The 16,218-nt window shown below is 72.6% G+C and carries 17 protein-coding genes; 11 read left to right on the forward strand and 6 right to left on the reverse strand.

Annotation, left to right across the window (positions count from 1 at the left end):
- Positions 1 to 2 precede the first annotated feature (2 nt).
- Positions 3 to 410, forward strand: coding sequence for a hypothetical protein (locus ABFJ78_RS11585; protein ID WP_436385892.1), 408 nt, complete (start codon positions 3 to 5; stop codon positions 408 to 410).
- Here the strand turns inward: ABFJ78_RS11585 and ABFJ78_RS11590 are convergent.
- Positions 407 to 1,852, reverse strand: a complete 1,446-nt coding sequence (locus ABFJ78_RS11590; protein WP_436385893.1) for a phenylacetate--CoA ligase family protein — start codon at positions 1,850 to 1,852, stop codon at positions 407 to 409. The two genes, ABFJ78_RS11585 and ABFJ78_RS11590, sit on opposite strands and share 4 nt — an antisense overlap.
- Before the next feature lie 29 nt (positions 1,853 to 1,881).
- Between ABFJ78_RS11590 and ABFJ78_RS11595 the strand changes: the two genes are divergently transcribed.
- The 3 genes from ABFJ78_RS11595 (at position 1,882) to ABFJ78_RS11605 (ending at position 4,258) form a co-directional block, all read left to right on the forward strand.
- Positions 1,882 to 2,370 carry a MarR family winged helix-turn-helix transcriptional regulator gene (locus ABFJ78_RS11595; protein ID WP_436385894.1) on the forward strand — a complete coding sequence of 163 codons (489 nt, stop codon included), beginning with the start codon at positions 1,882 to 1,884 and terminating at the stop codon, positions 2,368 to 2,370.
- Between the two features lie 210 nt (positions 2,371 to 2,580).
- Positions 2,581 to 3,858, forward strand: a complete 1,278-nt coding sequence (locus tag ABFJ78_RS11600) for a hypothetical protein (RefSeq protein WP_436385895.1) — start codon at positions 2,581 to 2,583, stop codon at positions 3,856 to 3,858.
- Positions 3,859 to 3,952: 94 nt separating this feature from the next.
- Complete coding sequence (locus tag ABFJ78_RS11605; RefSeq protein ID WP_086685181.1) at positions 3,953 to 4,258, forward strand: DUF1883 domain-containing protein; 306 nt, start codon at positions 3,953 to 3,955, stop codon at positions 4,256 to 4,258.
- Here the strand turns inward: ABFJ78_RS11605 and ABFJ78_RS11610 are convergent.
- The gene (locus tag ABFJ78_RS11610) at positions 4,227 to 5,822 is read right to left on the reverse strand and encodes an amidohydrolase (protein ID WP_436385896.1); all 1,596 of its coding nucleotides are present in this window, start codon (positions 5,820 to 5,822) and stop codon (positions 4,227 to 4,229) included. The two genes, ABFJ78_RS11605 and ABFJ78_RS11610, sit on opposite strands and share 32 nt — an antisense overlap.
- Before the next feature lie 49 nt (positions 5,823 to 5,871).
- On the opposite strand from ABFJ78_RS11610, the gene ABFJ78_RS11615 reads away from it, so the two are divergent.
- The 6 genes from ABFJ78_RS11615 to ABFJ78_RS11640 all read left to right on the forward strand — a co-directional run bounded on the left by ABFJ78_RS11615 (position 5,872) and on the right by ABFJ78_RS11640 (position 12,248).
- Positions 5,872 to 6,348: an MSMEG_6728 family protein gene (locus ABFJ78_RS11615; RefSeq protein ID WP_436385897.1), complete on the forward strand. Its 477-nt coding sequence runs from the start codon at positions 5,872 to 5,874 to the stop codon at positions 6,346 to 6,348.
- A gap of 171 nt (positions 6,349 to 6,519) precedes the next feature.
- Positions 6,520 to 9,060 (forward strand): glutaminase domain-containing protein, encoded by a 2,541-nt coding sequence (locus tag ABFJ78_RS11620; protein WP_436385898.1) that lies wholly within the window; start codon positions 6,520 to 6,522, stop codon positions 9,058 to 9,060.
- Positions 9,061 to 9,082: 22 nt separating this feature from the next.
- The gene (locus tag ABFJ78_RS11625; protein WP_436385899.1) at positions 9,083 to 10,225 is read left to right on the forward strand and encodes a type III PLP-dependent enzyme; all 1,143 of its coding nucleotides are present in this window, start codon (positions 9,083 to 9,085) and stop codon (positions 10,223 to 10,225) included.
- Positions 10,218 to 10,577: an adenosylmethionine decarboxylase gene (speD, locus tag ABFJ78_RS11630; RefSeq protein ID WP_086675122.1), complete on the forward strand. Its 360-nt coding sequence runs from the start codon at positions 10,218 to 10,220 to the stop codon at positions 10,575 to 10,577. Before ABFJ78_RS11625 ends, speD begins: the two co-directional genes overlap by 8 nt.
- Positions 10,577 to 11,446 carry a spermidine synthase gene (locus ABFJ78_RS11635; RefSeq protein WP_436385900.1) on the forward strand — a complete coding sequence of 290 codons (870 nt, stop codon included), beginning with the start codon at positions 10,577 to 10,579 and terminating at the stop codon, positions 11,444 to 11,446. The genes speD and ABFJ78_RS11635 overlap by 1 nt, the downstream gene beginning before the upstream one ends.
- A 175-nt stretch (positions 11,447 to 11,621) precedes the next feature.
- Complete coding sequence (locus ABFJ78_RS11640; protein WP_436385901.1) at positions 11,622 to 12,248, forward strand: DUF4360 domain-containing protein; 627 nt, start codon at positions 11,622 to 11,624, stop codon at positions 12,246 to 12,248.
- Positions 12,249 to 12,427: 179 nt separating this feature from the next.
- On the opposite strand, the gene ABFJ78_RS11645 is transcribed toward ABFJ78_RS11640, so the two are convergent.
- From ABFJ78_RS11645 to ABFJ78_RS11655, 3 genes are all read right to left on the reverse strand, one after another.
- The gene (locus tag ABFJ78_RS11645; protein WP_436385902.1) at positions 12,428 to 12,847 is read right to left on the reverse strand and encodes a hypothetical protein; all 420 of its coding nucleotides are present in this window, start codon (positions 12,845 to 12,847) and stop codon (positions 12,428 to 12,430) included.
- 162 nt (positions 12,848 to 13,009) lie between these two features.
- Positions 13,010 to 13,135: a hypothetical protein gene (locus tag ABFJ78_RS11650; protein WP_436385903.1), complete on the reverse strand. Its 126-nt coding sequence runs from the start codon at positions 13,133 to 13,135 to the stop codon at positions 13,010 to 13,012.
- A 112-nt stretch (positions 13,136 to 13,247) separates the two neighbouring features.
- Positions 13,248 to 13,700: a MarR family winged helix-turn-helix transcriptional regulator gene (locus ABFJ78_RS11655; protein WP_436385904.1), complete on the reverse strand. Its 453-nt coding sequence runs from the start codon at positions 13,698 to 13,700 to the stop codon at positions 13,248 to 13,250.
- Between the two features lie 75 nt (positions 13,701 to 13,775).
- Here ABFJ78_RS11655 and ABFJ78_RS11660 point away from each other — a divergent pair, with 75 nt between their 5' ends.
- A complete protein-coding gene (locus ABFJ78_RS11660; protein ID WP_436385905.1) occupies positions 13,776 to 15,824 on the forward strand; it encodes an MMPL family transporter in 2,049 nt (682 codons plus the stop codon).
- Here ABFJ78_RS11660 and ABFJ78_RS11665 read toward each other — a convergent pair.
- On the reverse strand, positions 15,805 to 16,182 hold the full coding sequence (locus ABFJ78_RS11665; protein WP_436385906.1) for a MerR family transcriptional regulator: 378 nt from the start codon (positions 16,180 to 16,182) through the stop codon (positions 15,805 to 15,807). The genes ABFJ78_RS11660 and ABFJ78_RS11665 overlap by 20 nt on opposite strands.
- Positions 16,183 to 16,218 lie beyond the last annotated feature (36 nt).

Consider the following 16,218-nt stretch of genomic DNA (forward strand, 5'->3'; position numbering starts at 1 on the left):
CGGTGCGAACGAGGCTGCGGACGCTCCGCGTCGGGGAGCGGACCTACACCTGGCGGGCCACGATCGGTCAGGTGGCCGGCGACGGCGCCGACCGTCACCGCTGCGTCCGGGTGCGCGCCTGGGGCGCCGGGAAGAACGGCCGCGCCCTGGAGGCCGACCTGCTCTCGAAGGCCACGAGCCCGGGCTGGACCCCGGCCGAGACCGACGGCTCCTACCCGGCGGCCGCCGATGTCCGGCGCCTCGTGGAGCACGGGCTGGCCCTCGGGTGGGACCCCACCGCATCCGGCGGGACCTTCCGGCTCACCGAGGACCACGGGCTGGAGCTCCCGGGCTTCCTGCTCACCGACCGCGTGCGCGACCCGCACGCGGCGGACCCGACCGCGCGCGTCGTCCGGGCGGCCGAAGCCTAGGACCGCCGGGTGTAGCGGTGCTTCACGCCGACCGGGAAGTACTCCGGGTCGCCCGCCGGGCGCAGCACGACGTCCGGCCGCTGCCGCTCGGCCGGCACGTAGTGCGCGAACTCGCTGTTGAGCCGCCGCAGCTGGTCGCGGACCGCGTCGGCGATCGCGGCGGCGTCGGCGGTCGCGCCCGGGGCCGTCTCGACCGTGATCCGCAGCCGGCGGTCGCGGTCTTCGTCCTCGACCGACTCGATGACGAACTTGCCCGTGACGGTGTCGCTGATCCCCGGCTGCTCCAGCCCGACGGTCACGTTCTCCGGGTAGACGTTCGCGCCGAAGAACGACACCGTGAACAGCGACCGGCCGAACACGTACACGAACGGCAGCTCCGGCCCGGCCGGTGGCGTGAAACCGTGACGAGCGCACAACTCCAGCAGCGCGCCGTGCGGCAGGACCCCGCCGTCGTCGGCGATGTGGTAGCGGATCAGCGGGATCCCGCCGTCGCCGGTGAAGACGAGCGTGCCGTCGTGCACCTCGAAGAAGCGGCTCGCCGGGTCGTACTGCACCAGCGTCGGGAGCCGGGCGTCGCCGAAGACCTCGCGCGCCAGTCCGGGGCGGTCGGCGAAGAAGCGGCGGATGCTCACGGACACCGGGGTTTCGGTGCCGAGGACACCGGCGTCGGCCGTGCCGTACAGCGAGGCGATGTGCCGCACCGGGTCGGTCACCCCGGCCCGCCGGCCGACCAGTTCGCGCCACTGCTCGCTGAAGACCTCGCCGGCCAGCACGAGCTTGATCGCGTACGCGGGCCAGTCGACGCCCTCGGCGAGACCGGTGTCGACGACGTCCTTGACGAACGGCGGGTAGCCCAGCAGCACGACCTGCTCGAAGTGCGGCGCGAGTTCGGGAAGCACGCGCAGGATCTCGGCCTTGTTGTTGCCCGGCGCGACGACGGTGATCGGGCAGCCCTTCGCCGCGAGGTGGCGCACGCACGCCGTGGTGAAGAGCCCGCCGACCCAGGTGCCGAGCGGGAAGCACACGACGGCGAGGGTGCTTCGCCGGTCGGCTTCGAAGGCGTCCACCAGGACGGTCTCGAACCGGCGGGCGACGTGCAACTCGTCTTCCAGGGCGCGCGGCCAGATCGTCGGGTGGCCGCTGGAGCCGGAGGAGACGGCGATCATGTCGTTGCCCGCGAACGTGCCGCCGCGGCACAACTCGGGCAGCGGGTACTTCCGGTGGTAGCCGTCCTTGTCGAGCAGCGGCAGCGTCCGGAAGTCGGCCATGGTCCGGACGTCGTCGGGCGCGATGCCGTGCTCCCGGAGGAACTTCCGGTACGCGGGCACGGTTTCCGCGGTCCGGCGGAAGAGCTCGAGCACGTGGTCTTCCCGCGGTGGCCCGGGTGGGCCGAAGAAGGTGTCGAACGCTTGCCGCACGCGGGTCTGCCGGCCGAGGTCCATGATCGGCGAGCATAGCGGGGGCACGTGTCATGATGGGCGGCGTGAGCACGTCCGCGGAGCAGCAGCCCGCCGGCCCGCCGTTGACCCTCTACCTGGTCAAACGGCTCGAGCTGGCGATCCGGGCCCTGCTCGACGACGCGCTCCGCCCGGTCGGGCTGACGACGTTGCAGTACACGGCGCTGACGGTGCTGGAGGCCAGCGGCGCGCTGTCGTCGGCGCAACTGGCCCGCCGGTCGTTCCTGCGGCCGCAGACGATGCACGAAATGGTGCTGGCGCTGGAGAAGCGCGGGCTGATCGCCCGGACGCCCAAGCCGGACAACCGCCGCGTCCTGCTGGCCGGCCTGACGGACGCCGGCCGCGCGGTGCTGGCCGGCTGCGCCCCGGCGGTCGCCGAGGTGGAGGGCGCGTTGCTGGCCGACCTGAGCCCGGGCCAGCGCGCGACCTTCCGCGAGGGGCTCCAGCACGGGGTGCTCGCGCTCGGTGCGTTGTCGTCGCACCGGCGTTCTCAGGAAGGCTGATCCGGGCTGGTTCTGCGACTGGGGGACCGGTCTCGGCCAAGTGGCGGATTTACTCAGGCTTGCTGACAAAAAGCGCTAGGCCGGTCGAGTGGTAGCGCCAGGTGGCGCGTTGCCCGGGTGTGGGAAAGGCCGTTGGGGGGTACGTCCCAGATCTGCTTTTCCGCATCCGGAGGTACGCCGACCGTGACCAGGGCTCGCGACAGGGGTGGCGTGAGAACCGCCGCCCGGCGCGCACTGGTGGTCGCCGCGGCGGCGGCCGGCTTGTGGCTGGTGTCGTGGTTGCTGTCGGGACACGCGGAGGCCGCCGGGCGGGATCCGTTGGGTGTCGTGGTGGGGGAGTCGCCGTCCGGTGGTGGCGCTCCGGTGGTCTCGGTCGCTGAGCGGGTTTCGCGCTCGGTTCGCGGTGCGGAGGCTGCGGCCAAGCCGGTGCCGCGGGCCGTCGAGCCGATTTCCGAGGCCGTGCGAGCGGTGGAGCCGGTGCCGCGAGCCGTTGCATCGGTGGCTGAGCCGGTTTCGCGGGTTGTGCGTGCGGCGGCGCCGGTGGTGGAGCCTGTCTCGCAGGTCGTGCGTGCGGCGGCGCCTGTGGTGGAGCCTGTCTCGCAGGTCGTGCGTGCGGCGGCGCCCGTGGCCGAGCCGGTCGCACGAGTCGTGCAGGCGGCCGGCCCCGTACTCGAGCCGGTATCGAACGTCGTGCGCGCTGCCGCGCCGTTGGTCGCGCCCGTCGTGCGTTCCGTCGAGCCGGTCGTCGAACCCGTGTCGCACGTCGGGCGGGCGGCCGGCCCCGTCCTAGAGCCGGTGTCGGACGTGGTGCGCGCCGCCGCACCGATCGTCGGGCCGGTCCTTCGACCGGTTTCCCAGGTCGTGCGCGCCGCCGCGCCCGTCCTCGGGCCGATCCTCGCTCCCGTCTCGCAGGTCATCCGCGCCGCGGCACCCGTGCTCACCCCGGTCGTGCGAGCCGTCGAGCCCGTGGTCGAACCGGTCGTGCAAGCCGTCAAGCCGGTCGTCGAGCCGGTCACCAGCACCGTCGTCACTCCCGTGGTGGAACCCGTCGGCGACCTCGGCGTCGACCCGCCCGCCAAAACGCCCTTCACCAAGCTGCTGTTCACCTCGGCGCTCCGAGCGACAGCCCCGCCATCGACAGTAGACCCCGAGCCGACGGCGACCGCCGCTCCCACCGAACGACAGACCACCGCCTCACCTGCCACGCCAACCGAAGACTGCACCCACCCCGCCGCCAAAGCCGCCGCGAAGACTCGGGTCACCGCGCGCCACACCGCGTCGCACCCGGCCGGCGCGCCCGGCCACGACACTCCGGCGCCGCGGTACCCGGCCGCTCCCGCCGATGCCGCCGGCGGGACCGCCCCCACCATCCCGCCCGCCTTCCTCAGCCCTGGCCACGGACCCGGCGCGACCCGGTCTTCCACGCCGTCTCACGGGGACTTCGTGCCGCTCTGGCGGCCCTGCGAACCGGGCACCGGCCCCGGCTGATCCCCGCCCCGATCAACCTCGCCGTCGCGGTGCGCGGCGTGTTCCGCGCTGCCCGCGACCCGCCAACCACAACCCACACGTCATGAGGGGCGAAATGGAAGCGAATGTGTTCGATCTCGGGAAAGTGCGAAGAGACGCGGTGGTCACCATCCGGCTGGACGCGATGGCCAACGTCAGGCTCCTGACGGAGGTCAACTTCCAGGCCTACCGGCGCCGGCAGTACTACCGGATGCACGGCGGGGTGGCCACCGCACCGATGTTCAAGATCCACATCCCGGCCAACGCGCACTGGTTCCTCGTGCTCGACGTCGAAGGCCTGGAGAACCTGCCGTTGCGGCCGCGGGTGAGCGTCGAACCGGAGCCGGCCGTCATGGCTCGTGGACGCACCGGCCCCCGGTGAACGTCATCGCGACCTTCGCGGCCCCGATCTCGCGGTCGGGGCCCGCGAAGGGGTCGCGGTCGAGCACCACCAGGTCGGCGCGGTGGCCGGGCCGGATCACGCCCGTGTCGTCGAGGTGGTTGACGTAGGCCGAACCCGCCGTGTACGCGGTGATCGCCGCGGCCAGGCCGATCCGCTGTTCCGGTAGGAACGCGGGGACGTCCTCGCCGTACGGGATCCGGTTCACGGCGACGTGGATGCCCAGCAGCGGGTCGGGGCTGCTCACCGGCCAGTCGCTGCCGGCGGCCAGGGTGGCCCCGGCCCGCAGCAGGGCGCCGAACGGGTACTGCCACGCCGCCCGTTCGGCGCCGAGGAAGGGGATGGTCAGCTCGTCCATCTGAGACTCGTGCACGGCCCACAACGGCTGGATCGTCGCGGTCGCGCCGAGCCGCCCGAACCGCGGGACGTCGTCGGGGTGCACCACCTGCAGGTGCGCGAGGTGGTGGCGCCGGCCGGCGCCGTTCGCCGCGCGGGCGGCTTCGACGGCGTCGAGCGCGTCGCGGACCGCGCGGTCGCCGAGCGCGTGGAAGTGCACCTGGAAGCCGTGCGCGTCGAGGAGCGTCACGTACTCGCGCAGCGCCACCGGCTCGACGAAGCTCAGTCCACTGTGGCCGGTGCACAGGTACGGGCCGAGCAGCGCCGCCGTGTGGTTCTCGGCGACACCGTCCAGCATGATCTTGACGGTGTCGGCGCGGAACCCGCTGCGGCGCAACGACTCCCGGCGCGCCAGGAGCTCCGGGAGCTGCTCGGCGCCGCGGGCGCGGTCCCACCAGAGCGCGCCCGTGACCCGGGCGGTCAGCAGCCCGCGTTCCGACGCGGTCGCGTACGCCCGCGACGGGTCCGGCATGCCGCCGTACTCGCCGAGCAGCGCGTCCTGCCAGGCGGTGACGCCGAGCGAGTGCAGCAGCCGCTGCGCGCGCAGCAGGCCGGACAGCTCGTCGACCTCGGTGACCGGCGGCAGCAGCCGGGTGACGAGGTCCATCGCGCCTTCCTGCAGGACGCCGGTGGCGCCGTCGGCGTCGCGCTCGATGCGGCCGTCCGGCGGGTCGGGCGTGTCCGCGGTGATGCGGGCGCGGGCGAGCGCGGCGCTGTTCAGCCAGGCGCCGTGGTGGTCGCGGTTGACCAGGACGACCGGCCGGTCCGCGACGACGGCGTCGAGCAGCCGGCGGTGGGGGAGGCCGCCCGCGAAGGTGTCCAGGGACCAGCCGCTGCCGGTGAGCCACTCGAGTAGCGGGTTGGCTCGCGCGTACGCGGCGACGGCGTCGAGGCAGCTCACGACGCTGTTCGCGCCGGTGAGGTCGCACTTGCCGAGTTCGACCCCGCCGCCGACGGCGTGGATGTGCGCGTCCTGAAAGCCGGGCAGCAGCAGCCGGCCGCGCAGGTCGACGACCTCGGTGCGCGGCCCGATCAGCGGGGTGGGGTCGGCGCCGACGGCGGTGATCCGGTCGCCGCGGACGGCCGCGAACCCGGCCCGGCCGCCGCTCGTGAGCACGGGGCCACCGGTGAAGACGAGGTCGGCGTGCATACCCCCGATCTTCCCGCATCGACGGGCCGTCCCGGGGTACCCGGCCGGCATGCAGACGTTCCTGCCCTGTGCCGACTTCACCGCGAGCGCCCGCACGCTCGACCGCCGCCGCCTGGGCAAGCAGCGCGTGGAGACGCTCCAGGTGCTGCGCGCGCTGGTGATCCCGGGCTACGGCTGGCGCCACCACCCGGCGGCGAAGATGTGGACGGGGTACGAGGAAGCGTTGACGCGTTACGGCCTCGAGGTGTGCGCGGTGTGGTGCGAGCTGGGCGCGGCGGACACGTGCGCGGTGAAGCTGACCGACGAGTTCACGGGCGCGATCGGTCGCGGGGCCGTCCGCACCCAGGCCGAGCTCGCGGCCACCGGCGACCTCCCGCCTTGGCTGGGCGACGAGGCTTTGCACCGCAGCCACCGGTCCGCGCTGGTGCGGAAGGATCCGGAGCACTACGCGGCCCGGTTCCCGGGCGTGCCCGACGACTTGCCGTACGTCTGGCCGGCGTCGGACCGGCCGCCGCGCGCCGCCTGATCCGCTGCGGCAGACCTCGGCCGCGCAACGGCCGAAAAAAGTGCACCGGACCTGCGGCCCGAGTGGTCCGCCACCCCATCACCACACCGACCAACGGCGGATTTACAACGTTGTACCAACGATGTAAAAGTTATCCCCGCACGAGCTCGCCCGCCGTGGAAGGGGCCACCGATGTCCTCCCGAGAACGCGCTCACCTCACCCGCCGGGACCTGATCCGGCTCGCCGGGGGCACGGCCGCCGCCGTCGCCGCCGCGCTGTGGCTGCCCGGCACCGCCGCCGCCGGTACCTTCAGCCCGATCCGGCCGCCCGCCACCCCGCTCATCGTCCGCTCGCCCTACCTGTCGACCTGGCAGCCCGCCGACAACCTCGCCGGCACCTGGTCGAGCTTCTGGACCGGCCACATCACCGCGCTCTGCGGCCTCGCCCGCATCGACGGCGCCGCCTACGTCTTCGCCGGTCAGCCGGCCCTGCCGAGCGGACCCGCGCTCACCCCGTTGACGCAGGTCAGCCTGCAGGTCACCGGCACGCGCTCGACCTACGTCCTCACCGGCGGCGGGGTGAACCTCACCGTCACGTTCTTCTCGCCCGTCGACCCGGCGAACCTGCAGCGCCAGTGCGTGCCCTTCGGCTACGTCACCATCCAGGCCGCCAGCGCCGACGGCCGCGCGCACGCCGTCGACCTGCACTTCGACACCTCCGCCGAGTGGGTGCACGGCAACACCTCGACCCCGGTCACCTGGACCCAGCAGCAGACGGGCGGCTACACCCTGCTCAGCTGCACCCCGGCGAGCCCGGGCGTCCTGCAGGAGAACGGCGACCAGGCCGGCTGGGGCCGGCTGGTGCTCGCCGCGCCGACGTCGGGGACCAGCTGGCAGATCGGGCAGGACACCGTCGTGCGCGCCGCTTCGGCGGGCCAAGGCACCCTGAACAACACCAGCGACACCGCCCAGCCGCGCGCGATCAACGACCGCTGGCCGGTGCTGGCCTTCAACCGGAACCTCGGCACGATCCCGGCCGGCGGCTCGTCGACCCCGTTCACGCTCTCGATCGGGCACGTCCGCACGCCGGCCGTCCGCTACCTCGGCACCCCGCTGAACCCCTGGTGGACGCACTACTGGAGCAGCTGGCAGGACATGGCCGTCTGGTTCGGCAACGACTACGCGTCCGCGCTGTCCGCCGCGACCGCGATCGACCAGCGCCTGCACGACGACGCCGTCGCCGCGGCCGGCGGCGGCACCACCGGCGAGCACTACGCCGGGATCTGCGCGCTCGCCCTGCGCCAAGCCTTCGGCGGCACCGAGCTCGTCGACCGCGGCGGCGCGCCGTGGGGCTTCCTCAAGGAGATCTCCTCCAACGGCAACATGTCCACTGTGGACGTCACCTACCCGGCGTTCCCCGCCTACCTCTACCTTTCCCCGGTCTACCTGCGGCTGATCCTGGAGCCGCTGCTCGACTACGCCGAGCGCGGCGGCTGGCCGATGCAGTTCGCCGAGCACGACCTCGGCACCCACTACCCGGACGCGACCGGGCACAACGACGGCAACGAGGAGAGCATGCCGGTCGAGGAGTCGGCCAACATGCTGATCATGGCCGCCGCCCTCGTCCAGCGGCTGCCGGCGGCGGACGCCGTCGCCTTCGCCGACACCCACTACCGGATCCTGCGGCAGTGGGCCGAGTACCTCGTCGGCAACACCCTCGACCCCGGCTTCCAGAACCAGACCGACGACTTCACCGGTTTCATCGCCCACAGCGCCAACCTCGCGCTCAAGGGCATCATCGGCGTCGGCGCGATGGGGATCATCGCCACCGCGGTCGGCAACACCGCCGACGCCCAGCGCTACCGCTCGACGTCCCGCGGCTACATCAGCCAGTGGGTGACCCTCGCCGAAGACGGCCAGCACCTGAAGCTCGCCTACGACCAGCCCGGCACGTGGAGCCTGAAGTACAACGGCTTCGCCGACCGCGTGCTCGGCCTCGACCTGGTCCCGCTCGGCGTCGCCGCCCAGGAGGCGGCCTGGTACCAGGGCCGCGCCGGTGCCCACGGCGTCCTGCTCGACCCGCGCAACAACTACACGAAGGCCGACTGGGAGCTGTGGACCGCGGCGTGGCTCGCCGACCAGCCGAACATCCGCACGTCGCTGGTCGAAGGCGTCTACAGCTACGCGAACGTCACGCCGCAGCGGGTACCGTTCAGCGACTGGTACGTCGTCGCCGACGCCACCCAGCGCGGCTTCCAGGCCCGTCCGGTCGCTGGCGGCTACCTGGCCCTGCTGACGCGCCCGGCGGCGTCGACGACGGTGTGGCGCAAGCTGCAGAACCAGCGGTCGGGCAAGGTGCTCGCCGTGTCGAACATGTCGCTGGCCGACACCGCGGAGGTCACGCAGTGGTCGGACAACGGCACGGCCGACCACCTCTGGGCCGTCGTGGACAACGGCGACGGCACCGTCCGGATCGTCAACCGCAACAGCGGCAAGGTCCTCGCGGTGCACGACCAGAGCCTCGACAACGGCGCCCATGTCCAGCAGTTCCAGGACAACGGCACCCCCGACCACAACTGGCGGATCGTCGACGCGGGCGGCGGCTGGTCGAAGCTCGTCAACGTCCGCAGCGGCAAGGTCATGGCGGTCGACCAGCAGTCCACGGCGGACGGCGCGCAGGTGACCCAGTGGGACGACAACGGGACACCGGACCACCTGTGGCGGTTCGTCTGACGCCGTTTGCAAGACTGGCGCCGTGTGCGCCGACCCCCTCCGCCGGTTCCTCGACGAACGGGACCCGCCGACCCCGTGCCTCGTCGTCGACACCGACGCCGTCGCGGCCCGGGCGCGCGAGGTCCGCGCGGCGTTCCCGGGCGCGCTGATCCGGTACGCGGTCAAGGCCAACCCGGCGCCGCCGGTGCTCGACGCGCTGGTGGCGGCCGGGATCGGCTTCGACGTCGCCGGGCCCGCCGAGCTCGCGCTGTGCCTGGCGCGCGGCGCGGCCCCGGCGGACCTCGCCTACGGCAACCCGATCAAGAAACCCCGGGACATCGCGGACGCCTTCGACCTCGGCGTCCGCGAGTTCACGTCGGACGCGGCAGCCGACGTCGACCACCTGGCCGAGTACGCGCCGGGCTCGGCCGTGTCGATCCGCGTGGTGCTCGACGCGCCGGACTCGGTGACGCCGTTCGGCCGGAAGTTCGGCTGCGAGCCGGCCGAGGCCCTCGACCTCGTGCTGCGCGCGGCCGCCCGGGGCCTGCGGCCCGGGATCGCGTTCCACGTCGGGTCGCAGCAGCCGGACGCCGGCGCGTGGGAGATCGGGATCGCCACGGCGGCGAAGCTGTTCGCCGAGGCCGCGGCGCAGCGCGTCGCGATGACGAGGCTCAACCTCGGCGGAGGCTTCGCGACCACCCACCGGACCGCGGTGCCCACCCTGACCGCGTACGCGGCGACGATCGCTTCGGCGCTCGAGACGCATTTCCCGGCCGGCCCGCCGGAGCTGCTGCTGGAGCCGGGCCGGGTGCTCGTCGCCGACGCGGGCCTGCTCCGGACCGAGGTCGTGCTGGTCGCGTGGCGCGGCGGACGGCGCTGGGTCTACCTCGACATCGGGCGCTACAACGGGCTCGCCGAGGCCGAGAACGAGGCGATCGCCTACCGGTTCGAGCCGGTGGCGGCGGCCGGCGGGCCGAGCGGGCCGGTGGTGCTCGCCGGGCCGACCTGCGACGGCGACGACGTCCTCTACCAGCGGACGCCCTACGAGCTGCCGCTGTCGTTGACGACCGGCGACCGGCTCGACGTGCCGGGCACCGGCGCCTACACCGCGAGCTACGCGTCGGTCGGGTTCAACGGCATCGAGCCGCTGCGCACCCACTGCGTCGGGAGGTGGGGCGATGCCTGAGATCGGCCGGTTCACCGGGCGCCACGTGCTCGCCGAGCTGCACGGCGTCGACCCGGGCCTGCTCAACGACGCCGCGCGCCTCGGCGAACTGCTGCGGGCGGCGGTGACGGAGGCGGGCGCGACGGTCGTCGACGTCGTGGCCAAGCGGTTCGTGCCGCAGGGCGCCACGGTGATCGCGCTGCTGGCCGAGTCGCACGCGTCCGTGCACACCTACCCCGAGCACGGCTCGCTGTTCGCCGACGTGTTCACCTGCGGCTCGCGCGCCGACCCCGAGCACGCGCTGCGGCTGCTGGCGAAGGCGCTGGACGCCGCTTCGGTCCACCTGTCCGTCCTGCACCGGGGAGAACGCTGATGCCCACGATCCACGAACCGGTCGGCGCCGGCCTCACCCGCGTCTGGGAGGTCGGCGACGTGCGGTTCCACGAGCGCACGCCGTACCAGGAAGTGCTGATCGGGACGACCGCGCAGGGCGTTTCGCTGTTCTGCGACGGCGAACGGCAGAGCACCGAAGCGAGCCAGCTCGTCTACCACGAGGCGCTGATGGTGCCGGCGCTCCTGCTGGCCGAGCGGGTGCGGCGGGTGCTGATCATCGGATCGAGCGAAGGCGTCGCCTCCCAGCTGGCGGTCTCCGCGGGCGCCACGCTCGTCGACCACGTCGACATCGACGAGCAGGCCGTGCGGGCCTGCGCCGAGCACCTGCCCTACGGCTACACGACCGCGGACCTCGCCCGCGACGGCGGGCCGGTCCGGGTGTCCTTTGCGGACGGCTGGGCGTTCCTGGCCGCCGCCGAGGCCCGTGGCGACACCTACGACGTCGTCGTGATCGACCTGCCGGACGAGAACACCGACCCGGACGCGCAGCACAACCGCTTGTACGGCACGGACTTCCTTGGCCGGTGCGCCCGCGTCCTGGCGCCCGGCGGGGTGGTGACCTGCCAGGCCGGCTGCCCGACGCTGTGGCGCAACGAGACGCTGCTCGCGGCGTGGCGTCGCTTCCGCGAGGTGTTCGGGACGGTGCTGTACTTCGGTTCCGACGAGCACGAGTGGGCGTTCCTGTCCGGCCGCGCGGACCGCGTCGACGACCCGGGCGCGCTGGTGGCCCGGCGGTTCGCGGAGCGGGGGAGCGGCGCGGTCACGCTGGACGCCGAAGCGCTGCTCGGCGGGTCGACCCCGCCGTTTTCGCTCCGGCACCCGGTGGTCCGGACCAGTCCGGACCGTTGATTGCCCGGCACAATCGACTATTCAAACGATAAAATGCGGGAAATGGATTTCCCGCACTCCGAGTTGTCGTGTTACTCCGTTCAGTGGCCGTCGAAATGGTTGCGATCGCGCTACGATCCGTTCCGCGCGCGATCATCGTGATCAAAAGGCACCGTGGCCCATTTGGAGGAGCGTCATGCTCGGTATGTTGGTCGTAGCCGGAATGGTTCTGTCCGCCCTCGCCGCACCCGTCGATTCCCCGGCGTCGTCGGCTCCGACCGAAAAGATCACGCTCGACGTCAAGACCATCAACGGGTCGGGCTGCCCGGCGGGCACGGCCACGGCGACGGCCGACGTCGCCTCCGACAACACGTCGTTCACGGTGCACTACACGAACTTCACCGCCAAGGCCGGCGGTGGCGCGTCCGCGCTCGACGCCCGGAAGAACTGCCAGATCAACGTGCTCGTCCATGTACCGCAAGGGTTCACGTACGCGATCGCGGAGGCGGAGTACCGCGGATTCGCGCACATCGAGAGCGGGGCGAGCGCGCTCGAGCAGGCCAACTACTACTTCACGGGCACGGCGCCGACGGCCCGCGTGCGCCACACCTACCCGGGCCCGTTCCACGGCGTGTGGCGCGCGACGGACACCACCGACGTGGCGGCGCTCGTCTTCGCCCCGTGCGGTGAGGACCGCAACCTGAACATCAATGCGGAACTGCGCGCGGACGCGGGCAGCTCCGGTGGAACGAGTTACATCGAAATGGATTCCGAACACGCGAGCGTGGACACGATTTACCACTTCGCGTGGAAGACCTGCTGAATTCCGCGAACAATGGCCCGCTCGCCGGAACCCGTCCCGGGGTCCCGCCCGCACGTCATGAACGGGTCGTTCACCTCGTCAGACGACATGAACGACCCTTTCATGACATCGCCGCGACGCCGGGCAGACCGCGCGGCCACGACTTTGCCGGACCCGTCCGGTGAGCGGGCCGGTTCGCGCTAGACGTGGGTGACGAGAAGGGTCACTCCCGCTTCGCCGCCGCAGTCGACGAAGACCGGTCCGACGCCGTTGCCGATGTGCTGGGCCACGGTCGCCTTGGCGACGAAGTGGTCCGGGCCCGCGTCGAGGACGCGGATGTTCTCCAGTGCGGGGTGCTCCGGGAAGCCGCCGAGGACGGACTTGAGGCCCGTGCCGCCGCCGCAGCTGCCGGTGATGGTCACTTCCTGGCCGCGGTACGTCGTCGGGTTCGGCGTCACCTCGACGGTGGCGCGCGCGCCGTGGGGTGGCTGACTGGTCATGGTCCCCTCCGTGGTCCCCGGTTCCGCCGACGCGCCGCCGGCGATCCCGATGCTCACCGCCGTGACGAGCCCCGCCGCGGCGGCCAGCCCGGTCACCGTGCGGGTGGTCTTGCCGTGCATGGTGTTCTCCTCCCTGGACCCGGGGTTCGCCGGACCTGCTTCGTCAGTCGCCGCGGAGCGGGCCGGGGTTCTCGGCGAGGGGGAGTGAGACGTGGATCACATGCCGGGTTTAGCGGCCGTGCCGGAGGGGGCGCCGGTCGAGTGTCTATAAAGGACGGAGCGCTAGTCGAGCGCGCCCGAAGCCGGCAGCTCGGCCCGTTCGCGCTTCGCGGACGGCGCCAGTGTGCATCGTCGCTCGAACCGCTCCATCAGGACGGTAGCGATCAGGAGGGCCACTGGGGTGCTCACCGCGATCCACATGCCAGAACAGCTACCCAGCCCGGCCGGAGCTGAATCGCCGGGATGACGGCGGCGGCGGCCGCCGGAAGCGCGAACACCCGCCTGGCCTGGGCGGAACCGGTCAGGTTACCGGTTGGTCTCGATCCGCCGCGGACAGCCGGGCGATCACCTGCAGCAGGCCGGCCCGGAACGCGGCGTCCTCGCCGAGGTCGCCGAGCACCGCGGGCTCGGCTCGCACCGCCCGTTCGTGGACCGCCCGCCCGCGGGCCGTCAGCTGGGTGACGTGCCGCCGGGCGTCCGCGGGATCCGGGGTCCGCGTGACGAACCCCGCCTTGGCCAGCCGGTCGAGGGTGCGGCTGATCGTCTGGTCCGTGACCTGGCAGCGCTGGGCCAGCGTCCGCTGGGGGAGCGGCCCGTCGCGCAAGGTGTGGAGCGCGATCAGCCCCGCGTGGGTGAGCCCCATGCCGTCGAGCACCGCCGCCCAGCGGTGTTCCACCAGGCGTGCCGCCACGGCGAGCAGCCGGCCCGTGGGCCAGGTGCTCAGGTCGGGTTCGGGGGTTGTGCTCACCGTCACTCCGAGTCCGTCGTGCAGAATGTTCAGCTTGCTGAACAATTGGGCGTGTTCGCCCTCGAAAGGACCTTAGCGACCATGAACGAGAAGCCGCGCCGCCTCCGCTGGCTGATCCCCGCCCTCCTGGTGATCGCCTGGCTCGGACTGGGCGGGTTCGGCGGCCCGTTCGCCGGGAAGCTCGGCGAAGTCGCGAAGAACGACAACGCCGCCTTCCTGCCGCGTTCGGCCGAGGCCACCGAGGTTTCCGACGAGCAGAAGGCCTTCACCCCGCGTCAGGTGCTGCCCGCGACCGTTGTCGCCGAGCGCACCACCGGCCTGACCGCGGAAGACCGCCGGTTCCTCGACGCCAAGGCCGCGGAGCTGGGCACCGTCCCCGGCGTCGTCGGCCCGCTCGGGCAGCCCGAGAAGGCGCCCCGCGACGACCAGGCCGTGCAGCTGGCCGTCCCGATCCTCGCCGACGGCAACCCCGCCGACGTCGTCAAGGAGGTCCGCGCGAAGCTCACCGGCGCTCCCGACGGGCTCACCGTGCTGGTCACCGGGCCCGCCGGGCAGATCGCGGACCTGGTGACGGCCTTCGGCGGCATCGACGGCATCCTGCTGCTCGTCGCCGGCGGCGTGGTCGCGCTGATCCTCGTCGCCGTCTACCGGAGCCCGCTGCTGCCGTTCCTGGTCCTGCTGTCGGCGGTGTTCGCGCTCGGGCTCGCCAGCCTCGTCGTCTACCTGCTGGCGAAGAACGACGTCCTCGCGCTCAACGGCCAGAGCCAGGGGATCCTCTCGATCCTCGTGTTCGGCGCGGCGACCGACTACGCGCTCCTGCTGGTCGCCCGGTTCCGAGAACAGCTGCGTGACACGCCGAGCCGCTTCGACGCGCTGAAACTCGCCTGGCGCGCCACGCTCGAACCGATCGCCGCCTCGGCCGGCACTGTCATCCTCGGGGTGCTGTGCCTGTTGTTCAGCGACCTGAACTCGAACAAGGGCCTCGGCCCGGTCGCGGCGATCGGCATCGGTGCCGCGCTGCTCGCCTCGACGACGTTCCTGCCCGCCGTGCTGGCCCTGTGCGGCCGCGGCGCGTTCTGGCCGTTCAAGCCCGCGCTCGGCTCGCCGCACCCCGAGACGTCCGGCATCTGGGGCCGCGTGGCCCGCCTGGTCGGCCGCCGCCCGCGCGTGGTCTGGGTGGTGACGGCGCTCGTCCTCGGCGTCGGCGTCGCGTTCCTGCCGCAGCTCAAGGCGTCCGGCACCGCGCAGTCCGACGTCTTCCTCACCCAGGTCGAATCCGGGACCGGGCAGGACATCCTCGGCCGGCACTTCCCGGGCGGCCTCGGCGCGCCCGCCATCACGATCGCCGACGCGGACGCCGTGCCCGCGGTGCTCAAAGCGTCCACAATGGACGGCGTGGCGCAGTCGGTGCCGCTGCCCGAGGTGGTGAACGGCCGCGTGCAGATCCTGTCCGTGCTGACCGACCCCGCCGACTCCGAGGCGGCGGTCGCGACGGTCGGGCGGCTGCGGGACGCCGTGCACGCGGTCCCCGGCGCGAACGCGAAGGTCGGTGGTCCGACGGCGATCCAGCTCGACACGCAGCGGACGTCGGAGCACGATCGCGCCCTGATCATCCCGATCGTGCTGCTGGTCATCTTCCTGGTGCTGGCCCTGCTGCTGCGGTCGCTGCTCGCGCCGCTGCTGCTCATCGCGACGGTGGTGCTCTCGTTCGCCGCGACGATGGGCGTGTCCGCCGTGGTGTTCAACCACGTCCTGGGCTTCCCGGGCGCGGACCCGGTGGTGCCGCTGTTCGGGTTCGTCTTCCTGGTGGCGCTGGGGATCGACTACAACATCTTCCTGATGACGCGCGTCCGCGAGGAGGCGCTGACCCGCGGCACGCGCGAAGGCACGCTGCGCGGGCTGTCGCTGACCGGCGGCGTGATCACATCGGCGGGGGTGGTGCTCGCCGCGACGTTCTCCGCGCTCGCGGTGATCCCGATCCTGTTCCTCGCCCAGATCGCGTTCATCGTCGCGTTCGGCGTCCTGCTCGACACGTTCCTGGTGCGGTCGCTGCTGGTGCCGGCGCTGACGGTCGACGTCGGGCGCCGCGTCTGGTGGCCGTCGAAGCCGGCTACGAAAGCGCCAGCTTGAAATCGGGGCACTCGACGAGGGGCACATGGTCGCACGAAGCCGCGTGCCGCAGGCTGTCGCGCATCCTCGTCAGGCGGTCGATCGTGTCGTCGAGCTCGGTCGCCTTGGCCGCCATCCGCTCGCGCAGGGCGTCGTCGCTCGGCGTCGCCACCAGGAACCGCGCGATCTCCGCGATCGTGAACCCCGCCCCGCGGGCGCAGGCGACCAGGTCGAGGCGGCGCAGGACGTCCGGGTGGTACGTGCGGCGCAGGCCGTTGCGGCCGGCCGGTTCGACGAGCCCGCGCTTCTCGTAGAACCGCAGCGCCGAGGGCGCCAGCCCGGACTTCTCGGCGACTTCGGCGATGTCGAGCAGGGTCATCGTGGCCTCCTTGACTTGAAGCGTAGTTCAAGTCGG

It is taken from the genome of Amycolatopsis sp. MEPSY49 (assembly GCF_051337345.1).
Taxonomy (GTDB): domain Bacteria; phylum Actinomycetota; class Actinomycetes; order Mycobacteriales; family Pseudonocardiaceae; genus Amycolatopsis.

What these genes read in the sequence shown, in the direction of transcription:
- ABFJ78_RS11640 (WP_436385901.1), top strand. Translation starts at nt 11,622, where the DNA reads ATGCTCGGTATGTTGGTCGTAGCCGGAATGGTTCTGTCCGCCCTCGCC.
- ABFJ78_RS11615 (WP_436385897.1), top strand. Translation starts at nt 5,872, where the DNA reads ATGCAGACGTTCCTGCCCTGTGCCGACTTCACCGCGAGCGCCCGCACG.
- speD (WP_086675122.1), top strand. Translation starts at nt 10,218, where the DNA reads ATGCCTGAGATCGGCCGGTTCACCGGGCGCCACGTGCTCGCCGAGCTG.
- ABFJ78_RS11595 (WP_436385894.1), top strand. Translation starts at nt 1,882, where the DNA reads ATGATGGGCGGCGTGAGCACGTCCGCGGAGCAGCAGCCCGCCGGCCCG.
- ABFJ78_RS11660 (WP_436385905.1), top strand. Translation starts at nt 13,776, where the DNA reads ATGAACGAGAAGCCGCGCCGCCTCCGCTGGCTGATCCCCGCCCTCCTG.
- ABFJ78_RS11665 (WP_436385906.1), bottom strand. Translation starts at nt 16,182, where the DNA reads ATGACCCTGCTCGACATCGCCGAAGTCGCCGAGAAGTCCGGGCTGGCG.
- ABFJ78_RS11620 (WP_436385898.1), top strand. Translation starts at nt 6,520, where the DNA reads ATGTCCTCCCGAGAACGCGCTCACCTCACCCGCCGGGACCTGATCCGG.
- ABFJ78_RS11635 (WP_436385900.1), top strand. Translation starts at nt 10,577, where the DNA reads ATGCCCACGATCCACGAACCGGTCGGCGCCGGCCTCACCCGCGTCTGG.
- ABFJ78_RS11610 (WP_436385896.1), bottom strand. Translation starts at nt 5,822, where the DNA reads ATGCACGCCGACCTCGTCTTCACCGGTGGCCCCGTGCTCACGAGCGGC.
- ABFJ78_RS11605 (WP_086685181.1), top strand. Translation starts at nt 3,953, where the DNA reads ATGGAAGCGAATGTGTTCGATCTCGGGAAAGTGCGAAGAGACGCGGTG.
- ABFJ78_RS11645 (WP_436385902.1), bottom strand. Translation starts at nt 12,847, where the DNA reads ATGCACGGCAAGACCACCCGCACGGTGACCGGGCTGGCCGCCGCGGCG.
- ABFJ78_RS11590 (WP_436385893.1), bottom strand. Translation starts at nt 1,852, where the DNA reads ATGGACCTCGGCCGGCAGACCCGCGTGCGGCAAGCGTTCGACACCTTC.